Here is a 20645-nt window from a genome sequence, read left to right as displayed (position 1 = left end):
ATGTTTCAAGCCTGGATAAGGTACATTCTCGCTTCAAATGGACGCAGCTCACTCTCCGACATTTGGCCTGAATAATTGGATATTAACAGCTGATTTGTCTCTGCCAATTGTTCCTGGAGCGGGAGTTCGGCCTGTTGTCCCTGGAAGTTGCATACCACCAGGATTTTAGTTCCATTGAGCGTCCGGGTGTAAGCAAATACATCTGGATGATCCGGGAATATCAGCTCATAATCCCCATATACGATCACGTCATGATCTTTTCTTAATTGAATTAGTTTCCGGTAGTAATGGAATATGGATTCAAGGTTATTCAAATTTTCCTCAGCGTGAATGTGCTTGTAATTCGGGTTCACTTTAATCCAAGGTTCTCCTTGCGTAAAACCCGCGTTATCGGAAGCATCCCATTGCATCGGTGTTCGCGCGTTATCACGGCCCTTGGTATAGATCGACTCCATAACGTCGCGTTCAGAATGTCCTTTTTCCATTCTTTCCTTATAAAAATTCAGCAATTCAATATCCCGATAATCTTCCATCGCATACTGCACATTCGTCATGCCTAATTCTTCACCCTGGTAAATGTAAGGCGTACCTTGCATGCCATGAAGAAGCGTGGCCAACATTTTAGCCGATTCGATCCGGAATGGTCCGTCATTTCCCCAACGGGAAACGATTCGAGGCAAGTCGTGATTGTTCCAGAACAAACTGTTCCAGCCTTCCCCCTTGAGCTCTGTCTGCCACTTGGACAGCACTTTTTTTAATTCCATCACATCCAAAGGTTTAAGATCCCACTTTCCTTTCCCTTCTTGTTCATCCAGGCTGATGTGTTCGAATTGAAATACCATGGAAAACTCGCTGCCGTCCGGGTTGCTGTACCATTTTGCGATGTCCGGGGTGGCGCCCCATGTTTCTCCAACGGTGAGCAGGTCTCCCGCTTTTTGAAACGTTTCCTTACTCAGTTCCCTGATGTATTTATGCAAATGAGGTCCGTTCCCCGTAATCTTCAAATCCGGCTCTTTGCCGATGAGATCAATGACGTCAAGTCGAAAACCGCCAACGCCCTTATCGATCCACCAATTGATCATATCGTAAATCTCCTGCCGGACTTTGGGGTTTTCCCAGTTGAGATCCGGCTGTTTGGCCGAAAACAGATGCAAATAATATTGCCCGATCTCAGGCACCCACTGCCAAGCTGAACCACCGAATGTGGAGCCCAAGTCGTTTGGGGGCGTTCCTTCTACGCCATCTCTCCAGATATAATAGTCATGGTACGGATTGTCTTTGCTTTTTTTGGCTTCCTGGAACCAGGGATGTTCATCCGAAGTATGGTTCAACACCAAATCCATAATGATCCGGATGTTGCGTTCCCCGGCTTCATGAATTAACGTTTCCATATCTTCCAAAGACCCGAACATCGGATCGATATCCTGATAATCGGAAATATCATAACCAAAGTCGTCTTGCGGAGATTTGCAAACCGGCGATAGCCAGATGGCACCGATTCCGAGTTTCTGCAAATAATCCAGCCGGGACACAATGCCCTTCAGGTCGCCGATTCCATCCCCGTTGCTATCCTGAAAGCTTCGTGGATAAATTTGATACACGACAGTCTCTTTCCACCATTTTTTATGTTCCATCGTTCATACAACCTTTCTAACACATGTATATAGAAACCGCACTATTCAATTACACTAGGCCACTACGAGTGCAGCACCATCTTCCGATCGCTGTTATCCCCAGATTTTTTCGATTTCCTTTTTCAAAGGAGAAAATCCGGTGATAAGCCTATGCTTCCGATGCAACTTTCTTTCAGAAAGCTTTTAGGCGAACGCTTCGCTTCTCCAGATTGGTCCTGCCTCTCCGTTAAGATGCGTATGTTTTTTGCGGTTTTTATACTCGGTTTATCTTCATGGTTTCACAGCATCTTATTATTCCTTGACCGATCCGACGACAATGCCGGTGACAAAGTATTTTTGCAGCAAGGGATAAATCAGCAGCAGCGGGATGACGGCGACTACGATTTTGGCTGCATTCAGGTTTTTGTTCGAAATTTCGGTCAGACTGCTGAGCTCGGAAGAATTGGTCCCGGCTTGCAGCAGTTCCGCAATATTCACGTTAAGGGATTGAATATAGGTCATTAGCGGATAATTGCTGACTTTGGTCATGTAGATCAAACCGCTGAAGAAGTCATTCCACGTACCGACGATACTGAATAACGCAACCGTCGCCAGCGCCGGGATGGATACGGGAACATACACTTTGAACAAGACCTGGAGCGGGTTCGCCCCATCGATGAATGCGGCTTCTTCCAGCGCTTTGGGCACGGCCGAGAAGAAATTCATCACGAGAATCACACTGAAAATAGGGACAGCCCCCGGCAGAACAAGCGACCAGATCGTATTCAGCATATCCAGGTTTTTGATCAGCAGGTAGCTGGGAATCATCCCCCCGCTGAACAGCATGGCAAAAATCATAATATTCATATAAATGTTTCTGCCCTTGAATTCCCTTTTCGACTTGGATAGCGGGTATGCCATCAATATGATAAGAATCATGTTAAGGATCAGTGTAAGTACGACGCGCAGCACGGATATGCCGAAAGAACGCCAGAACTGGGCATCGTCGATAATTTTCGTATAGGCTGCTGTTGTAAAATTGACCGGAATGAGGCCTACCGCATTCGCGGATACGGCCTCGCTGCTGCTGAATGAAATCGCAACGATGTTCCATAACGGAAGAAGGCAGATCAATGCCAGGAAGATGACGATGGCATAGATGACAAACCGGCCAATTCGGTCTTTTACATTTGCGGAATAGGGCACGGACGTTGCCTCCTTAAAATATTTTTCGGTCGGTATATTTTTTGGCCAATTGATTGGCGGACAAAAGCAAAACGATTCCGATCACGGATTTGAACAAGCCGACAGCCGTACCGAAGCTATACTGACGCCCGACAAGTCCGATGCGATAAACATAGGTATCCAGAATATCTCCCGACTCATAGACGACCGGGTTATACAGATTATAGATTTGATCGAAGCCGGCACTCAAAATATTGGTCAGGCTCATTACACCCATGAGGAGGATAATAGGCAGCATGCCCGGCAGGGTAATATGCCATACTTTTCTCCACCAGCTGGCCCCATCCATTCCTGCCGCTTCATACAGACCGGGATCGATCGAAGTGATGGCAGCCAAATAGACGATGGAACTGTAACCGAACTCCTTCCACACGTCCGTTCCAATAATCAGTGGCTGGAACCAGGTGTTGCTGCCAAGGAAATTAATATTTTGCAGGCCAAAGAACGCCAACATTTGATTTACGATTCCGTCCAGACTGAACATGTTGACAACGACGGACGCCAGAACGACCCAGGATAAAAAGTGCGGCAGATAAACGATCGTCTGCACGGATTTTTTGACGAATTTCAGGCGGATCTCATTTAACAAAATGGAAAAAATGATCGCCATCATCGTTCCCAGCACAATTTTGGCAATGGCAATCACCAGCGTATTGCTGATGACCTGCGCGATATCCGGCAGCTTAAACATATAAATAAAATGCTTCAACCCGACAAACTCGGAGCCGAACATGCCCTTGGCCGGTATGTAGTCCTGAAAAGCCGTAATGACGCCGACCATCGGAACATAGCTGAATACCAGCAAAAACAAAATGCCCGGCAGCATCATCATATGATACATGGCACCCGTGCCTAACCGGCCTCTTGCTTTCAAATTCCCCTGCTTCATGGATGAACCCCTTTCGTGAAGAAAGGCTGCAATCGCAGCCCTGCCATTGTTCATGGATGTTTATTTTTTCGATGCGACCTCGGCTTGTATTTCCTGAATGACTTGGTCGCCGCCTTGTTTCTTCCAATTGCTGACGAAGGTATCGAAGTAGTCCAGAGGCTCTGAACCTGTCACGATTTTGATGAACGATTCCTGCTCCAGCTTCGTCAGATTCGCCCACGTCTGTTTCATGCTTGGCGTCGTTCCGGAGAATGCAGGTGTCATCCATACGAATTTATTTTCCTCTGTCAGTTTGTCGATCAGCCCGACTCCGTTGATCCGCGAGTGATATTTCGACCAGGCCGTAACGTTATCCGTATCCATATCGCTCAAATAGGTTTTGATGCTTCCGATATTGTTTTTCGATTCGGTTGTACGAACTTGATCCAGACCGATCTCTCCTTTAATCCCGCGAACGACATCGGAATAATCATCCAGCAGCGACGTAGCGGAGTTGACTTCGATATTAAACGGTCGGGTCGAACCGTCTACCCCGGTTTCCTGATACTTGGCGGCTTCCGGCATCGTTGTTGCGACATCTTTATCATTGGCCAGTTTGTCGTAGAACAGGTTTACAATTTTGACGGCCAGTTCAGGGTGCTCATATCCTTTTCTTACCACGATGAACTGATTGGATGGATTGGCATGCGCCACGTTCACTTTACCGTTTGCATCCTCCAACGTATATGCCGTGAATTTTGCATCTTTATCCATCTGTTTCACGCTGATCAGTCCCCAGTCGGGAATATGCCATGGTCCAAAAGCGATCCCGCTTTGGCCGTTGGTGTAGAGTGCGGTAATATCATCAAACGTGCGTGTCCCGAATTGCGGGTCGATGATCCCTTTCTTGAACCAATCCGCCATGATGCCCAGCATCCGCTTCGTTTCTTCTGTTGTGGAGCCATAAACGATGTTGCCGTCTTCGCCATTCATCCAATATTGCGGGAATGCGCCCTCCGTTGAGGCAACTCCCAGCATGGTATAGGCAGAAGCATTATAATCTGTTGTGTTCAGCGTATTCACAAATGGAATGCCGACCGGGTTTCCGGATTGACCAGGATCTCTTTTCAGAAATTCCAGCGCCGTTTTCTCCACTTCATCGAGCGTGAGGGCTCCGTCTCCATCGGCATCTAGTTGAATGCCCAGCAGATCCAGCCAATCTTGACGGACCCAAACCATCGCTGGTGCGGAATCCAAAGCAGTTGCCGGAAGGGCCATCAAACGTCCATCGATCGTTGCATTGTCCAAAGCGCGTCCATCATAGGAATCATAAATCTGCTTGATGTTATCCGTGGCATATTGATCGTAAACGGCCGTCAGATCCTCAATCAGATCATTATCCACCAGTTCCTTCAGCTCATCCTTGGAATCGACGCGCATCATGTCAGGCAGTTCCCCGGATGCGATGGCCAGCGAAACTTGACGGCTGTAATCTTCGCCATTAGCTTCAAATTGATCTTTAATCTGAGCGTTAAACGTGTCTTTGACCAGTCGGGTATATGCGTTATTCTCATAGGTGTCTCCGGCCGGCAGTTTCGGGTTGGCCGTAGTTACGCGACCCATGGTGACGGTGATTTCATCTTTATAAGCGCTGAACGGATCTCCCGGCGTTACCTCATATTTGCCTGCTTCCTCCGCCGTAGGAGCATCGGAGGCGCCCCCACATGCCGCAAGGGTTGTAACCATCAGCGCAGACATCGACAGCACGGCCAGACGTTTCGTCAACCGCACGCTTTTCATGGACCATTTTGTTCTCATCGCATTCGATTCCCCTTCGTTCTGATTGTTTATTGTTGTTTGCGCTTTCATTATAAAATAAAGAGAAGACTCATCGAGATAGGGATTGAACGTCTGTTTGGATAGAAGAATGGTTACAGTTTCAACCGGAATCCCTGAAACAGCGGTTCACTTGTGAACATTTATCCTACCTACTGACATACAATCGTCTATCCATGCGATTCGTCGGTCAAAAAACAAAAACCGGCAGCTCCTGAAACAGGAATCTGACGGCGTTCAACGATCATCGTGGGATTTGGTCACCCAGCCCGCTTCCTTGACCTTTATATTCGTTTTTTTCGTCTATATAAACCGCACTAATCATTTTCACTAGGGCACTGCGAGTGCAGTACCATCTTCCGATCGCTGTTATCCCCAGATTTTTGGGATTCCCCTTTTCTAAGGGGAAAATCCGGTGATAAGCCTATGCTTCCGATGCAGCTTTCTTTCAGAAAGCTTTTAGAACGCTTTGCTTCTCCAGATTGGTTCTGCCTCTCCGTTAATGTGTGTTTGTTTTTTGCAGTTTATATAGATCGTCGGTCATCTGGAAGAGGTTTGCTGTTTATCCCCTCTCCCGGCCTGCCGATATTCGCTTGGCAGCATGCCTGTCAGTTCGCGAAACATGCGGCTGAAATATTTTTCATCCGTATAGCCTACCCGCTCTGCAATCCAAAAAATCGTATTATTCGTATTCAGTAAATACTCTTTGGACTTCTCTATTCGTATGAATCGGGAGTACTCATTAAAGGTTTTCCCCATCAGATCCTTGAAACATTGGCTGAAGTAGCTTCGGCTGATATTGAGCTGTTGGGAGAGGCCGGAAGCTGTATACGCCTGGTCCAAATTATGCTGCACGATCATCACCGCTTTTTTTACGGCATCGATGATCTCCTGTGAATACGAAGTCTGTTCATCGGCCTTTCGAATGCCTGAAGCGGTCTGTTTGATCCATGCCTCTACCTCGTGCCAGGACTGGAAAGAATGGATCATGGAGATTCTTCCAAGCGTCGTTTGGGCAAAAAGGCGGTTCCACTCCATAACGATCGAGTACAGCAATCCCATCAGCTGGCCTCGATGCAATCGCAATGATTTGAACTGTTCAATCAGTTGGTTATAGTAACCGTCATGGTGGGTCCATGGGGTTTGGAACCAACTTTGCTTAATTCGATCGATGTCCTCATCCCTCGGTTCTTCAGGAAAGGTGTCTTCCTCATTCATTGAAACGGCAATGACCGGGTCATCCGGATTGTAGGCATAGAATAAAGACGTCTCTGTATAATTCATAATCCAGTTCTGGATTTGCGACCACGTTCGTTCCTGGATATCGGATATAACCAGCAGCGTACCTTGAGGAACTTGATTGAGTGATTGCTGCAATTGTTGAAACAGTTGATCCTCTCTGTGTTCAGGTGCCGCCCACATCCAGCTATTCCGCTCAACCTCCCACCTGATCTCATCTCCATGGGCAGTCAGTTCCAACGGCCACCGCTGCTCGGATTTGCGATCCAGCGAAACCAGCGCGTATACCTTCCGGTAATGAACGTTGAGTTCATGCAGCGAAGGCAGCTTTCGATTTGTTTTCGCCAGCTCGTCCATTCGGGAACGGATGCGGTGCAAAACATGTTCGAACTGCTCTTTCTCAAGCTGAACCTTGGCTATATAGTCGATGGCTCCCAGCCTGAGCGCTTCCTGGATATAATCAAAATCCTGATGCAGCGTCAACACGACGATATGCAGCTCCGGATAAAGCTGCCTTGCAGCTCGCATCAGTTCAATTCCCGACATCACCGGCATCGCCAGATCCGTCAGCATCAGGTCGACCGGCTGGGATTTCAGGAAATCCAGCGCCTTCGACCCGTTGCTGGCTTCTCCGACAACCTCCATGTTGAACTCGCTCCACGGCATCGCAGAGCTTATGCCTTTGCGTACCAGCTTATCGTCATCCACAATCAATACCTTAATCATGCCGAGATCTCTTCTCCTTTAATAGGCAGTATGAGCAATATGCTTGTCCCTGTTCCCAATTCACTCTCAATCACCAGTCGTGCCTGATCCCCGTACTGTGCCTGCAGCATGCGGTGGACATAGTTGAGTCCGATGCCCATTCCTACTTTTTGTTGTTCAGCCACACGATTGTTCAGCAGTTTATGAATGGCCTCCTCCGTCATGCCTGCTCCGTTGTCTTGGATCATAATGTTCAACGTTGCCGTACGCGTAACTTCAATTTGAATAAAACCTTCGTCGCTCAATCCATGATAAAGCGAATTTTCAACCAGCGGTTGCAAAATAAAACGGGGTACAGGGATTTGAAGGACTTGTTCATCCGCGGTAATGCGGACGTCGAATTCAAAGTCATACCGAATCTGCTGCAAAATCAGATACTGTCTTAGCGCATCGATCTCCTCTTCCATCGTGGACACTTGCCCTAATTTGCCCAAATTGTAATAGAGCAGCTTGTTCAAAGACTGCACCAGCTTGTCGATTTCCCCTTGTCCGTTCATGACGGCCAGCCAGTGCACCGTATCCAGCGTGTTCATGAGAAAATGCGGATTGATCTGATAAAGCAGCTTTTCCACTTCCAGATCGGCACGTATTTTCTCTTTCTGCTGCACTTCCTTGAAGAGGGCCCGGATTTGATGCTGCATATTCGAAAATTCACCGAGCAGAAAATCAAATTCGGGAATCTGCGTGCGAGCCTGGCTGCCTGTCGTTTGCGGATTTTTAGACATACCGTTGATCTCCGAATGGAACAGGCCGAGCGGTTTGTAGACCATCTTCCACAGCAGCCAAGCAAGAAAGACGGTAAAGCCGAGGAAAAATAAAGCGACCAGCAATATTTGAAGCAGCCACTGGTTTTTCTCCTGTTGATACTGAGCCTGCGAAATGACGGATACGACGCTCCATTTCTGCGAGGAATCCTCCTTGAACCAATGATAACCACGGGATATTCCGTCTTTGGCCGCCCCTTCCGACAAGCTGGAGAAATTTTCTCCGACTCTCATGGCTTCCGGTATTTCACTATAAACGATGTTACCCTCCCCATTCAGGATCAAATGCGATAAAGCGCCTTTGTATTGGTTGTAGCCAAGCGTTTCCTGTGTCAGGCGAAAGCCGGATTCCACGTATATATACACATCGTCCCTTTGAGGCAGTTGTACTTTTCGCATCGCAGACAACACCAGTTGATCATCGAATCGGTTCATGCTGGTATGAGGACCATAGTACGCAATGCCATATGATTTGAAAAGTACGGGCAGAGACTCGGGAGCAAAACGATCTTTGATCGGAAAGTTGCCGAACTGGGTCGTGCCTTCTTTCTGAAAGTAATACAAGGTCAAGCCGATATTCGGATTCGTAAACGTAACGACGTTCAGCTCGCTCTTTAATGCATCTCTGGCCTCGATCAATTCAAAAATATCGGCGGAAGGCTTCAAAAATTCATCCAATTTTTTGCCCAAAGTTCCGCTATAGGACAACTGCTGTGTGACATGATTCATATTCGTGATCGAATTCTCCAGCGAGGACGTCACCTGCTGCAGATTGCTGCGGATGCCATCATCGATTTTATTGGCGAAAATGGAATCAATGGTGTAGTAAGAAATCGCGAATATGCTGATAAAAGGGATAAACGCACTGAGAAAAAACAATAAAAAAATTCTTTTTTTAAGTGTCATGTCGGCCTGCTCTCTCTCCTTATAAAAATGAAACAGCAAGCTCCTGGTTATGGAAGCTTGCTGTTTATATCCATACAGCTGTACCGATTATCGTTTTCCCCGTAGGCATCGGCCTAGTTGAAGCTTGTCGGCATCTCAATCCAATCAGGCAGAAAAAACCATGGGCCCTTTTATCTCTGGCCGTCCAAGTCCAATTTCTTTTCATAATTATAGATCGATATTCAAATATGTCAAACGCTTTCATTCGTGCTGGGAGTTAAATCGATGTTGAATCGTAATACAGAAAAAAATGTTGCGGAATGAATCGCTTAACAATGACGAAAAAACCTTTGCTGATTTTCATCAGCAAAGGTTCTCTGTTTCAACATAATTGTAATTCACCGAAATCCATGTGCTTCAAACGGCTTAATGCGTGAAGTTTGCACCCGGAATGGACTGGATCGGCGCAGGAGCAAAGCCGTTTTGGATTTGCGTCATGTCCTGCTGAGCCAGCTGAGGGACTTGATAAAAACCGCGTTTATTTTGATAGATCGAGATTTCATAGGCCATTTCGATGCAATTCGGCAGCGAATCGGCCAGGACGCGGCGTACAACCGGGTTTGTGGTTTCCATCGCAGCCGTCGTTTTCATGACAGCTCCTGATTTGACCGCATTCAGCATGCAATTGGAAATGGTTTGGTCACAAATTTCCGATGCCGACTGCATAGGTTTTCTCGGCTGGCTTGGTTTCATGCCAAAAATAAAATCATTGCCTTGTTTCATTTTGTAGCTTTGCGTTTCTTTGGATGGATTCTGACCGGATTTGAAACAATCCAATGTAATATTGTATTCATCGGCGATGAATTGTTTTTGACGCTGTAAAATGTCCTTCAATTCAGGATCTTGCACGTGTTCGCTCAGCAAGGTATACGTGTTCAGCGTATTGATCGCTCCGCTAAGCACCTCCTGAACGTCAAACATCTCGTGGCCGCCATGATTCAGTTGTGGGGGAACCGTTCCTGTGTGCATGTTTTGATGGTTTTGGTTTTGCAGTTGCATTCGCGCATTGCCTCCTGTTTTTTGGTCGATTAGCTGCACAAGGAACAGTGTTAGGTCCGGATTTTCGCCTTTGGCCAACCTGTTCCTTATTTGTCAGTCCACCGATATTATGAGCATCCTGACTTTAACTATTCGGAATAATTATTGGTATTGCATGGAACCAGGATCCTTCCAGATGAGGATACAATCAGCCAATAGGATTCGCTGAGGCCATCAAATGATGCGCAAAGAACGTTGAAATTGGGCAATATCTTCATAGATGGCAGGGTATTCGGGCAGCTCCGGAATGTCCATAACGGGTTTCTTCTTATCTTTAATGGAGTTTGCAAGCCTTTCGAAATAGCGACCGTACTCCATCGTCCGTGCCTCCGGCATCGGTTCCCCGGCAGGATGGCGGGACGCTGCCAGCAGCATGTATCCGAGATGCAAACAGTCCCCCACGGCCGGCCAAAGGCTCGTGATCTTTGCATCCCTGCTGATCGACTCGGCAAACGCACTGTCATAAACCGAGCGAAGCCGTAGCAGGGCGTGTTGAAGCTCCTGTCGTTTGGACTCTTTAAGCTCTGCACGTTCACTCTTCAACATGGCAATCAAGGCTTCCCCTTCCTTCGCAACGGCATCCGACAATACGGCAAGCAGTCGTCTGGAATAAATCTTCCTCCATAACAGCGTTGTTCCGACGATGGCCACGAAGCTCCCGATGATGATATCGACGATTCGAGCAGATATGAAATACCCGCTGGTCAGCGCCGGATTAATCGTCGTTCCGATCAGCAACGTACTGGGGGTGATGAAAATAACCGCCAACGAGTAATTTCGGGCATAGATCAGTTCGACAATAAATTGAAGCCCGGCCAACGTTAACGGAACCCATACCCCCTGAGGTTTCAGCCATAACAAGGCCGCACCGACCAAAATGCCAATCATCGTGCCCGCGGAACGCTGAATCCCCCGATGCAGACTGCTGACGTAAGTTCCGCCACCCATGACTGCAGCCGCGGATAAAGGAACCCAATACGAACGGTTCAAATGAAAACCATAGGCAATAGCCGCTGAAATCAAAAGCACGATTCCATAGCGGAGAGCGGCATAGTGCAAATGGGATTGCTTGTTGAACGCGTTTTGGAAATTGTCACGGAAACGGAAATCGATATTCGCAGCGGGTGTAGGGGAAAGAACCGAATGAGTTGTATCGCAGTTCATCTCAACCGCGGACTTCACGTTTGAATATAATGCGATAAGCGAAGCACTGCTTCCCTCCTCGGGCATTCGGACGTCGAAATGCTTCTCGCTGTTGTTCTGATGGAGCTGATTGCCTATGATCCGCAGCGTTTCAGCGAGTTGATCTTCGATCTCGTGTTTCGGCTCCAGCGAAACATCGAGAATCGAAAGGAATATTACGCCGGCTTGCGCGTTCAATCTTTTCCATTTTTCCAAAGCGCGTGTGTTATCGTTCCGTTTTCCAAAAACATAGGAATGGGACAATGTCCGATCCGCCTGTTTCATGAGAAACGCCGCCTGATGCTGCCGTTCTGTATAATGATCCGTTCCGATGGAGGACAGCAGATTCGACAGGCTATGATAGACGGCAGAGACCGCCTTGGTCTCGGCAGCGTAAGGCTTTACGAGCACTCCCGCCATTCCGACGATCCAGGCAAAAATCGCCCCGCACAATACGCACAACACATTGGGGCCCAAAGCACTCGGTTCATGCGGCATGGAGGTGCCAATCGAATAAGCGAGAACAAAAAACATGCCGCCAGGGCCGGCCATCTGAAAACGTTGAAACAGAAACGTGGCCAGCCCTCCGATCACCCCAAACATGAGCACCATAAACATGTCATTATAGGAGCTTAACGCGCCAAGCGCAAATGAAGCGGTTAATCCAAGCGCAACCCAGAATAATCTTGCCGCTCGCTGGGAATAGGTTTCATTAGTTACATAAAGAAAGGTGAAACCTCCGACGGATGCCAATATGCCGAGGGCAGGGTCTCCGATCCAAAAACCGGTCAACGAGGGAATGCCCACACTGATCGCAGAGCCGACTCCCCTGAACCAGTTTAACGGGCTAGGTTTGATTCGAAAGGCTTCTTTAACCGTTGTTTTCTTCGGAAAATGATGCTTTGCCCGCCTTCTGTTGTCATGAGTCTGTTGATGATCCATCTTACCAACCTCTGTTTCAAACTAATTTTGGGTATGGGCTATCGCATTTTTTTCGATGCGGGATAATACACGGCTGAACATGGTTAATTCATCCTCCGTAATCCCTTCCAATACTTGATCGAAAACCTGTTCCAAATCCTTTTCGACCTCGTTTCTTAATTTCGTGCCATCTTCTGTAATGAAAATCAAATATGAACGACGGTCCTGACGATTGGTTTGGCGAACGATCAGCCGATTCCTCTCCAGGTTATCCAGTATTTTTGCCAAGGTGGCAGGGTCCTTATCCGCAATGACAGCCAGCTCTTTTTGTGTAATGCCTTCATGCTCAAACACCCTCTTCAATACCGTCCACTGTTCGGGCGTAATGGAAAAACGCTTTAAATGGCCTGTAAGAAAACGAAGAATCGCTCTGCTTGTTTTCGTTAAGGCATATCCATATAATTCTTCGGAGCTAAGATTCATAAGTGTCTCCACCTTCAAAATTGATTAGTATACATATAATTCGTATACATATTAATTTTAGAATTTATCGTGAGAAAAAGCAAATATTGCACTAAGCGGATCAAAAAAAATCTGGGGTTAACCGCGATCGGACGATGGTTCCGACCACCTAGTAGCTCCGTGTAAAAATAATTCGTTCAACTTATATCGTTTCTTTTTTGGATGCTGCTGTTATTATGAATGTATATCCTGAATTTGATTGGATTGGGTACAGGAGTAATTGCATATCAGACTAGTGGACGGTTACAGGAGGCGATGAGGATGATTAGAGGATTAACGAAGGCAGGTTTGGGAAAGATCGAGTCGGATGAACAGTATATTACAAATGCGGCAAAGCACGGTTTCCAGTCCGTCGATTTGAATCCGCTCTCATTGGTTCGACAATATGGCAAGGAACAGGCCGCACACCTGTTGGAAAGCAATCAGATCATCATCGGTTCATCGGATTTGACGGTGGACTGGAGAAACTCGGAACAGCAATTTCGCGAAGGCCTTCCATCTCTGGTTGAAATGGCCGAAGCCTCTGCTGCGCTGAATTGTTTCAACTGCTGCACCTATGTTTTACCATCGACGGACCAGCCGGCGGCGCCATTTATGGCAGCGGCTACAAGAAGATTGAGACTTTGCGCCGATATTTTGGGCGCCTACGGTATTCGGCTCGGGCTGGAGTTCGTGGGCTGCCATCATTTGCGAACCCAATGGAAAAATCCGTTTATTTGGAGTGTGGAGCATACCCTGGACTGGATCGATGCCATTCACGTTCCCAACGTAGGCTTGTTGGTAGACTCCTATCATTGGCATACGAACGGTTTACGGATCGAAGAGGTGCTGAATTTGAAAAAGGAGCAGATTGTTCACGTTCATATCAATGATGCTTACGATTTGCCGATTGAACAATTGCTTGATCATGAACGCTTATATCCCGGCGAGGGGGTCATCGATTTGAAGGGCTTCCTGAAAAATTTGCAGGCCATTGGTTACACGGGAGTTGTAGCCCAAGAAGTGCTGGCGCCTGCACCGACCCTTGCTTCAAGCGAACTGTTCGCCAAATCGAAAGCGGGTTTTGATCGCGTGTTCGAAGCTTTGTAACGGATGGAGTAATGAAAGAACTGCAAACAAGCCGGGAACCTTGGTTTCCGGCTTGTTCTGCGAAGAAGTCCATTGTAGTTTGTTTACATTAACCGCAATTCTTAACGTTCAAACATCATCGAACGGGTTTCTCTTTCGAATAAAAACGAAGAATAATCATTCAGGGTCGGAACGTCCCCATGAAATTCGATCGGCAATACCACATAGCTGGATTGAAAGTAATCGGCTCCGTTCCAGCGATCGGAAAAGTACAGGAATTCCTGCTCCGACCGCTTCAGTACAAAGGCGGGCTGGGTATGGTACGTCGTTTCGTCCCCGAAATCGCTAAGCATGCTCCACGGACCCTCCATGGAGTCGGCCATCGCATATTTCCCTTGATTCGGCTCCCAACCCGTGCAAAAAGAGGTGAGCATATAATACTTCCCATTTCGCTTGAAGACGGCAGGCGCTTCCCGGTACTCACCCTGCCATAGCTTCCCGACAAGACATTCAACATTAAGGTAATCTTCCTGCAGCCGATAAACATGAAGATCCGCATTGTCTCTGGCAGCCGAAATAAAATAGGCAGTACCGTCATCATCCTGAAAAAGGGTGCAGTCCCGCGACATATACCCAAAGGGATTAAAGCTGCCATGATACACGAAATGGCCATCGGGAGAATCGGATGTGGCAATGGCGCATGCAGCGTCGTGGTAATCGTTCCCGTTTTCATAGTGAACCCAGAGAACAAATTTCTTTGTCGCCGGATTAAAGAGCACCTTAGGCCGTTCCAGATTGACTTTTCCACCCTTTTCGTTCACTAATCCCAGATTCGTTCGGACTCTAATCGGCGCCACCGGAGTTGAAGTCGTCAGGATATGATTTCGAAACTCCCAGTTGAATAGATCTTTGGAACGATAACAGCTAACATACATATCGCCTCTGCGGTCTTCGCCATACCAATAATAAAAATCATCATGGAACAGAATATGTCCGCCATGGGCATGGATCGGCTCACCGTTTATATCATTCCAAATGCTGCCATTGGTTAGTCTAGTATTCACGCCGCTGCCTCCCTTCTATTTCACTTCATGTTTTAGGAAAAAATCGTTAATCGATGTCCGTTCCGAATATCTTCACTTCCCACAGCCTTGGAGTATACCAGTTGTTAGGGTTATTGTGCAGCTTTGCGCCTTGCATATTTATTCTTACATACCTGGCCGTATTTGAGAGGCTATCGGAAGTGAAGCCGTAAGACGTATTGCCGGTCCGATCCAAGGCTACCGTCCAATGGACATTGTCTGTGCTCGTCTCAATGTTATACTTGTAGAATCCTTCAGAGCCTTTTTGCATCCACCAGGAAATCTGCACGTTATTGATCTGTTGAACCGAGCCCAGATCTACCTTCCACCAATGCGGCCAGGCGCTGCTTGCGGCGGTCCATTCGGTTTGGTAGCTTCCATCATTGGCGTAGCTGGCCGGTTTGGTTCCCGACGCCGTTTGCGCCGTGGCCTCTTTGCCTTGCGACAGCAGTTTGCCGTTCTGGACGGGAACGACGACATCATCGTTTGCATTGTACAGAATTTGATCAAAGTAATCATAGAATGCGTAACCATTGGAGAACCAGACAGGGAGCAATCGTTCCTCGGTTGTACCGTTTTGCGTACCTGCCCAACCGAACATCCAGCGATAAGCCACCATCACGACGTTGTCGCCGGTGTTTGGCTTTACCCGCATCACGGAGCCCGATTGCGCCGAGAAGGTCGACGTATTGCCGATCACGCGCAGCTCAGACCATTCCCCATCCATGCTTGTGGCCGAGGAATACATCGGTATGCTTGGATACCAGCCGGCAGCCTGGGAAGAAAACAAATAATACATGCCGTCTTTTTTGATGACTTTCGGCAGTTCCCTATGTTGGTTTTGGTAAATCACGGAAACTTGATGATCCACGTCCAGCCAATCGGAGGTCAACTGATACAAAATCGTATCCGAATTGTTATTCGCCGTGGAGATCAAATAGGCAGAACCGTCGTCGTCCTTGAAAATGGAGATGTCCCTGGACTCGTTTCCTTCCGGTCGAAAGCTTTTGTGAAACGTAAAGTGCTCTCCAGGCGTCGCCGAAGCCACCGATACTCTGGCCAGCGTGTAGTCCCTGCTGTTCTCGTAGTGGGCCCAAAATACAAATTTATTTGTAGGCGCATGGTACAGAATATTGATACCCTCAAATTTGGAATCGGCCAGGTCCGGATGATCCGTATAGGAAAGTACCACTTTGTCGTTCCCATAGGTTATATCGTCGGTCGACGTCTGTTGGATCATTTGGCCAAATCCGCCAGATGGCTTTTGCACGAAATTGAACCTGTAGTAGGTATCCCCGACTTTAAGTTCATTCGGAAGGTTTAGGGTTGATTTTGTTGTATTATCAAATGTGGTGAGGTTATCCGGAAGGACGTAAGGTGTGTATTCGGGCGAAACGGCGGAAGTTAACAAGGAATTGCCGGCATACGCCTTCACTTGATACCTGTATGTGCTGCCCATGTTAAGGTCATAATCATCCGTCGTAGTTCCGCCTAGTGTCTGCAATAATGCAAAAGGTTCATTGTTTTCGGATCTGAACAGCTCGTATCCCGTCGCTCCGTCGACAGGTGCCCAGTGTATTTTGGCATTGGATACTTCTGATTCGTTCTTCAGCACAAACAGGGTTGCGGCAATATTCGTTTCCTCGCCGGCAGCATGAACGGTTTGTGCCGAGGACGAGAAATGAAAGGCCAGCAACAACATTGCAATGACGATCGCCATCCCTTGTTTCCCTTTAATCACGCTTCATCATCTCCCTCTAACCAAACTTTATTTCAACTTCATCATGGCCATGACATCCGTCTCGCTTGCCTGGTTGTACCATTCGTTGACTTCTTCGATCACGTCGTCTCCGCCTTTTTCGTGCCACTGTTTGACAAAGGCATCAAACGCTTCAAGCGGCTCATTGCCATAAATGATTTTGGTGAATGTTTCCTGTTCCATCGTGGTCAACTGCTCCCATACATTTTGCATCGTTGTTGTAGGCGGCCCATTAAATGCATTTGGCAGCAACGCATCCCGGTTTTCGTATGAAATCCGATACCCGTCTTTGGTCGTTGGATCACTTGATGCACTTCGGATCAGGACGCCCGTATCGGGCTTCGCACCATTCGCCAGATCGTAATACGATTTGCCGGGGCCGTCTACGCTCGGCGTATTTTTGGTAAATGCCATTTTCCCGACGCCTTGCACGGCATCCAAAGGCTTGTTGAATTTCTGCGGATCAAACGTCACTTCGTCATTGACGATATCATAATCGTATCCCTGGGCGTAGCCGTATTTAAACTCTCCGGTACCGAACGCGGCATCGTACATTTTATCGTAGTACAGGAAGAACGCTTCCATGTTCTGAAAATCCTTGTTAAACATAAACACGCCATCATTCAGCTGGGCGGATTGATAGGTTTTGTCACCGTTCACGCCTTGAATGGTCGGATAAGCGCTGATTTTCGCTCCCTCTATATTTTTCTCAACATCCATCACACTGCCGTATAGCCAAGGACGACCGATGATGATGCCTGCTTTCCCTTGGGTAAAATCCGACAGTGCGTCCCACGCACCCTGCGTGGCTAGTTCCTTGTTCAAATACCCTTTGGCATACCAATCGCGCAGCTTTGCAAGCGCCTCCTTGTTGCCGGCGGCCACCGATCCATAGGTCAGTTTGCCGTTATCGTTATACCATTGGCGAGGGAGATGTTTGCCCGTATATGCGCTGAAAATCATGACCGGATCGCTGACCCAACCCGTGTTGTACGAATCTTTACCGGAGAACGTAAAGCCGTATGTATCTTGTTTGCCATTGCCGTCCGGGTCGTCATTGGTAAACGCCGCGATGACCTGCTCGAATTCCTCGATTGTCGTCGGCGCCTTCAACTGCAATTTGTCGAGCCAGTCCTGGCGGATCAGCATGACTTCGCCTTCCGTCAAATTCGGCGCGATCGCCATCCCGTAAACTTTGCCATCCCTGACAACCGGATTGAAGGTCGACGGGTATTGTTTGTAAATTTCTTTAATCCGGTCAGGCATGTAAACTGCGATATCTTCGGTAATTTCCTTGACCCGCCCGGATTCGATCAAATCATTCACCAGCATGGTGTCATACACCGGCAGAACGTCAGGCAGCTTCTCCGAGCCCGTGAGCGCCAGCCGCAGCTTGGTATTGTATTGCGAAGCGTCACCGCCCAGCAAGGTGGTTTCGACTTTGATCCCCAGCTTTTCCTCGCCCCAACGGGTCAGCACATTGTCGTTCAAACTTTCGCCATTGATGTATTTGCCCGCGTTTTCATCCTGTTGTTTCGCAATCGTCATCGTGATCGGAGGATCGTATTTTCCGTCCTTGAGCACCGATTCCGTCGTGGCGACGGTTTTGCTTTCTCCACTGCTGCAGCCGGCAACAAGCGCCGTCGACAGCATGATCATGCTTGCCATTTTCCAACCATTACTTCTTTTTTTCATTGAAATAATCCCCCTCGCTTTTATTCTTTGACAGCCCCCAGCACGATGCCCTTCACGAAATATCGTTGCAAAAAAGGATAGACCAATATGATCGGCAGCGTGCTGACGAAAATTTGGGCTGCTTTAATGCTTTGCTCCGACATGGCTTCGACTTCGGCCTGGCTCATGGCCATATTCTGCATGTTGCTCTGCACCACCACCGTTTGCAGAAAAGAAGCCAGCGGATATTTGCTCGCATCCGACATGTACAAAATCCCGTCAAACCAGGAATTCCAGTGCCCCACCATAATAAACAGGGATACGGTCGCCAGTCCCGGCAGAGACAATGGCAAATAAATTTTGCTGAGGATGGCGAAAAAGGACGCTCCATCAATAAATGCCGCTTCTTCCAACGCTTTTGGAATCGTTTTGAAGAAATTGACGAGAAGAATCAGATTGTAGGCTCCGAACGCTCCCGGCAGCACAAGCGCCCAAATGGTATCCTTCAACCCGAGGCTTGTCACCAAAATGTAAGAAGGGATCAATCCTCCGGAGAAGAGCATCGTAAAGATAAAAAACCACATCAGCGCGTTGCGGCCCCGGAACTCCTTGGAGAGGGCATATCCTGCACAGGTAAGGATAAACATGCTGATTGACGTGCCCAAAACCGTTCGAAGGATGGATGTCAGCATGGAACCGATGAAATTGGAATTGTTAAACGTTTTTACGTAGCTATCCACATTGAATCCGACCGGCCAAAACGACACCAGGTTGCCGCTAACGGCCGCTTTGCTGCTGAGCGATTGCGCCAATAGATGAAGGAGCGGAAGAAAACACGCCAGTCCCGCCAAAATCATAAACGCATAGTTGAACACCGAGAATACTCTATAGCCTGTCGTCTTATGGTACACGATCCCTCTCCCTCCCTGTTAGAATATTTTATAATTGGCATACTTATAGGCCAGCCTGTAGGATACGACGATCAAGATCAGGCTGATCCCCGATTTGAACAGTCCTACCGCGGTCCCGAACCCGTACTGTCCGTTCAGCAAGGAAGAACGATAGACATATGTGTCGATGATATCTCCCGTACTGTAGACCAGCGGGTTGTACAAATTGAACACCTGATCAAATCCCGCGTCCAGAATATTTCCCAGACTGAGCGTAGAAATGACAATAATCATCGGCAGCATGCTGGGCAAGGTGACGTATAGAATTTGCTGCCGGCGCGTGGCGCCGTCGATCTCGGCCGCTTCATAATAGGAAGGATTGATTCCTGCAATGGTCGCCAAATAGACGATCATGCCGAACCCGAAGCTCTTCCAAACGTCGCTGACCACCACCGTGAATCTAAACAGGTCAGGGTCCCCCAAAAAATAAATCGGATCGCTGCCGAACATCCACGTCAATAGCTGGTTGACGCCCCCATCCAAGCCGAGAATGTCGATCATCAATCCCGCAACGGTGACCCAGGACAGGAAATGCGGCAGATAAACCAGTGTCTGCACGCTTTTTTTGATGCCGACATTTCGCAGCTCGCTGAGTAGAATGGCCATAATGATCGGAACGATAATGCCGACGATAATTTTGGAAACGGCGATTATGAGCGTGTTGACGATCGCTTGGGTCGCCTCGTCGTACCGGAATATTCTTTCGAAGTTTTCCAACCCGATCCACCGTGAGCCGCTAATGCCCAGCCATGGTTTGTAGTCCTGAAACGCCATGAGCAAACCTACCATGGGACCGTAAGAAAAAATGCAGACAAACACAATAGCAGGAATACATAGTACATACAACGGCCAGTTTTTCTTGATTTCCTTTTTCCATGAATTTCGTCGGGAAACGGCTGTTATCGTTGTTTTGGCCGATTTTGCGAAACCGATGTCATTAATACTGCATACCTCCTTTATGACGACTCTTGGAATGCGATCCTCGTATTTAGCTTAACAAAAGCGCTTACATGCCAAAATGCCAACATTTCAAGATCATCACCTCAACCTGAATCATTTTGAAACCGCTTTTATTAAAATGCACATCCCACTCTTCCGCTTTTTGACAGTTTATCTTATGATATAGCTAATTCGATACGGGAACGCCGTCACTCAAGTTTTGCTGCGGAAAGGG

The 20645-nt window shown here is 47.8% G+C and carries 15 protein-coding genes; 1 reads left to right on the top strand and 14 read right to left on the bottom strand.

Going from position 1 to position 20645, the window contains the following annotated elements; genetic code table 11:
• Positions 1-5: 5 nt before the first annotated feature.
• From L6H98_RS00570 to L6H98_RS00530, 9 genes are all read right to left on the bottom strand, one after another.
• Positions 6-1634: an alpha-glucosidase gene (locus L6H98_RS00570; protein WP_236412096.1), complete on the bottom strand. Its 1629-nt coding sequence runs from the start codon at positions 1632-1634 to the stop codon at positions 6-8.
• A 291-nt stretch (positions 1635-1925) separates the two neighbouring features.
• Positions 1926-2819, bottom strand: coding sequence for a carbohydrate ABC transporter permease (locus L6H98_RS00565; protein ID WP_236412094.1), 894 nt, complete (start codon positions 2817-2819; stop codon positions 1926-1928).
• A gap of 13 nt (positions 2820-2832) precedes the next feature.
• The gene (locus L6H98_RS00560; protein ID WP_236412092.1) at positions 2833-3747 is read right to left on the bottom strand and encodes an ABC transporter permease subunit; all 915 of its coding nucleotides are present in this window, start codon (positions 3745-3747) and stop codon (positions 2833-2835) included.
• A gap of 60 nt (positions 3748-3807) precedes the next feature.
• Positions 3808-5544 (bottom strand): extracellular solute-binding protein, encoded by a 1737-nt coding sequence (locus L6H98_RS00555; protein WP_236412090.1) that lies wholly within the window; start codon positions 5542-5544, stop codon positions 3808-3810.
• A gap of 558 nt (positions 5545-6102) precedes the next feature.
• Positions 6103-7527, bottom strand: a complete 1425-nt coding sequence (locus L6H98_RS00550; protein WP_236412082.1) for a response regulator — start codon at positions 7525-7527, stop codon at positions 6103-6105.
• A complete protein-coding gene (locus L6H98_RS00545) occupies positions 7524-9236 on the bottom strand; it encodes a histidine kinase (RefSeq protein WP_236412080.1) in 1713 nt (570 codons plus the stop codon). Before L6H98_RS00545 ends, L6H98_RS00550 begins: the two co-directional genes overlap by 4 nt.
• 405 nt (positions 9237-9641) lie before the next feature.
• On the bottom strand, positions 9642-10274 hold the full coding sequence (locus tag L6H98_RS00540) for a spore coat protein (RefSeq protein WP_236412077.1): 633 nt from the start codon (positions 10272-10274) through the stop codon (positions 9642-9644).
• Between the two features lie 213 nt (positions 10275-10487).
• Positions 10488-12437, bottom strand: coding sequence for an FUSC family protein (locus L6H98_RS00535; RefSeq protein WP_236412075.1), 1950 nt, complete (start codon positions 12435-12437; stop codon positions 10488-10490).
• Between the two features lie 21 nt (positions 12438-12458).
• Positions 12459-12899 carry a MarR family transcriptional regulator gene (locus L6H98_RS00530; protein ID WP_236412073.1) on the bottom strand — a complete coding sequence of 147 codons (441 nt, stop codon included), beginning with the start codon at positions 12897-12899 and terminating at the stop codon, positions 12459-12461.
• Between the two features lie 300 nt (positions 12900-13199).
• On the opposite strand from L6H98_RS00530, the gene L6H98_RS00525 reads away from it, so the two are divergent.
• On the top strand, positions 13200-14027 hold the full coding sequence (locus L6H98_RS00525) for a sugar phosphate isomerase/epimerase family protein (RefSeq protein ID WP_236412070.1): 828 nt from the start codon (positions 13200-13202) through the stop codon (positions 14025-14027).
• Positions 14028-14128: 101 nt separating this feature from the next.
• Here L6H98_RS00525 and L6H98_RS00520 read toward each other — a convergent pair whose 3' ends face one another.
• The 5 genes from L6H98_RS00520 to L6H98_RS00500 are packed head-to-tail and all read right to left on the bottom strand — an operon-like array spanning position 14129 to position 20374.
• Positions 14129-15070: a family 43 glycosylhydrolase gene (locus L6H98_RS00520; RefSeq protein WP_236412068.1), complete on the bottom strand. Its 942-nt coding sequence runs from the start codon at positions 15068-15070 to the stop codon at positions 14129-14131.
• 46 nt (positions 15071-15116) lie between these two features.
• Complete coding sequence (locus L6H98_RS00515) at positions 15117-16829, bottom strand: discoidin domain-containing protein (RefSeq protein WP_236412066.1); 1713 nt, start codon at positions 16827-16829, stop codon at positions 15117-15119.
• A gap of 27 nt (positions 16830-16856) precedes the next feature.
• Positions 16857-18542, bottom strand: coding sequence for a hypothetical protein (locus tag L6H98_RS00510; RefSeq protein WP_236412065.1), 1686 nt, complete (start codon positions 18540-18542; stop codon positions 16857-16859).
• 20 nt (positions 18543-18562) lie between these two features.
• A complete protein-coding gene (locus L6H98_RS00505) occupies positions 18563-19432 on the bottom strand; it encodes a carbohydrate ABC transporter permease (protein WP_236412062.1) in 870 nt (289 codons plus the stop codon).
• A gap of 18 nt (positions 19433-19450) precedes the next feature.
• The gene (locus L6H98_RS00500) at positions 19451-20374 is read right to left on the bottom strand and encodes an ABC transporter permease subunit (protein WP_339278435.1); all 924 of its coding nucleotides are present in this window, start codon (positions 20372-20374) and stop codon (positions 19451-19453) included.
• Between the last annotated feature and the right edge of the window lie 271 nt (positions 20375-20645).

Origin of the sequence: Paenibacillus sp. JJ-223, assembly GCF_927798175.1 — a bacterium.
GTDB classification, from domain to species: Bacteria; Bacillota; Bacilli; order Paenibacillales; family Paenibacillaceae; genus Paenibacillus; species Paenibacillus hubeiensis.
This window is presented reverse-complemented; position numbering and strand designations above follow the sequence as displayed.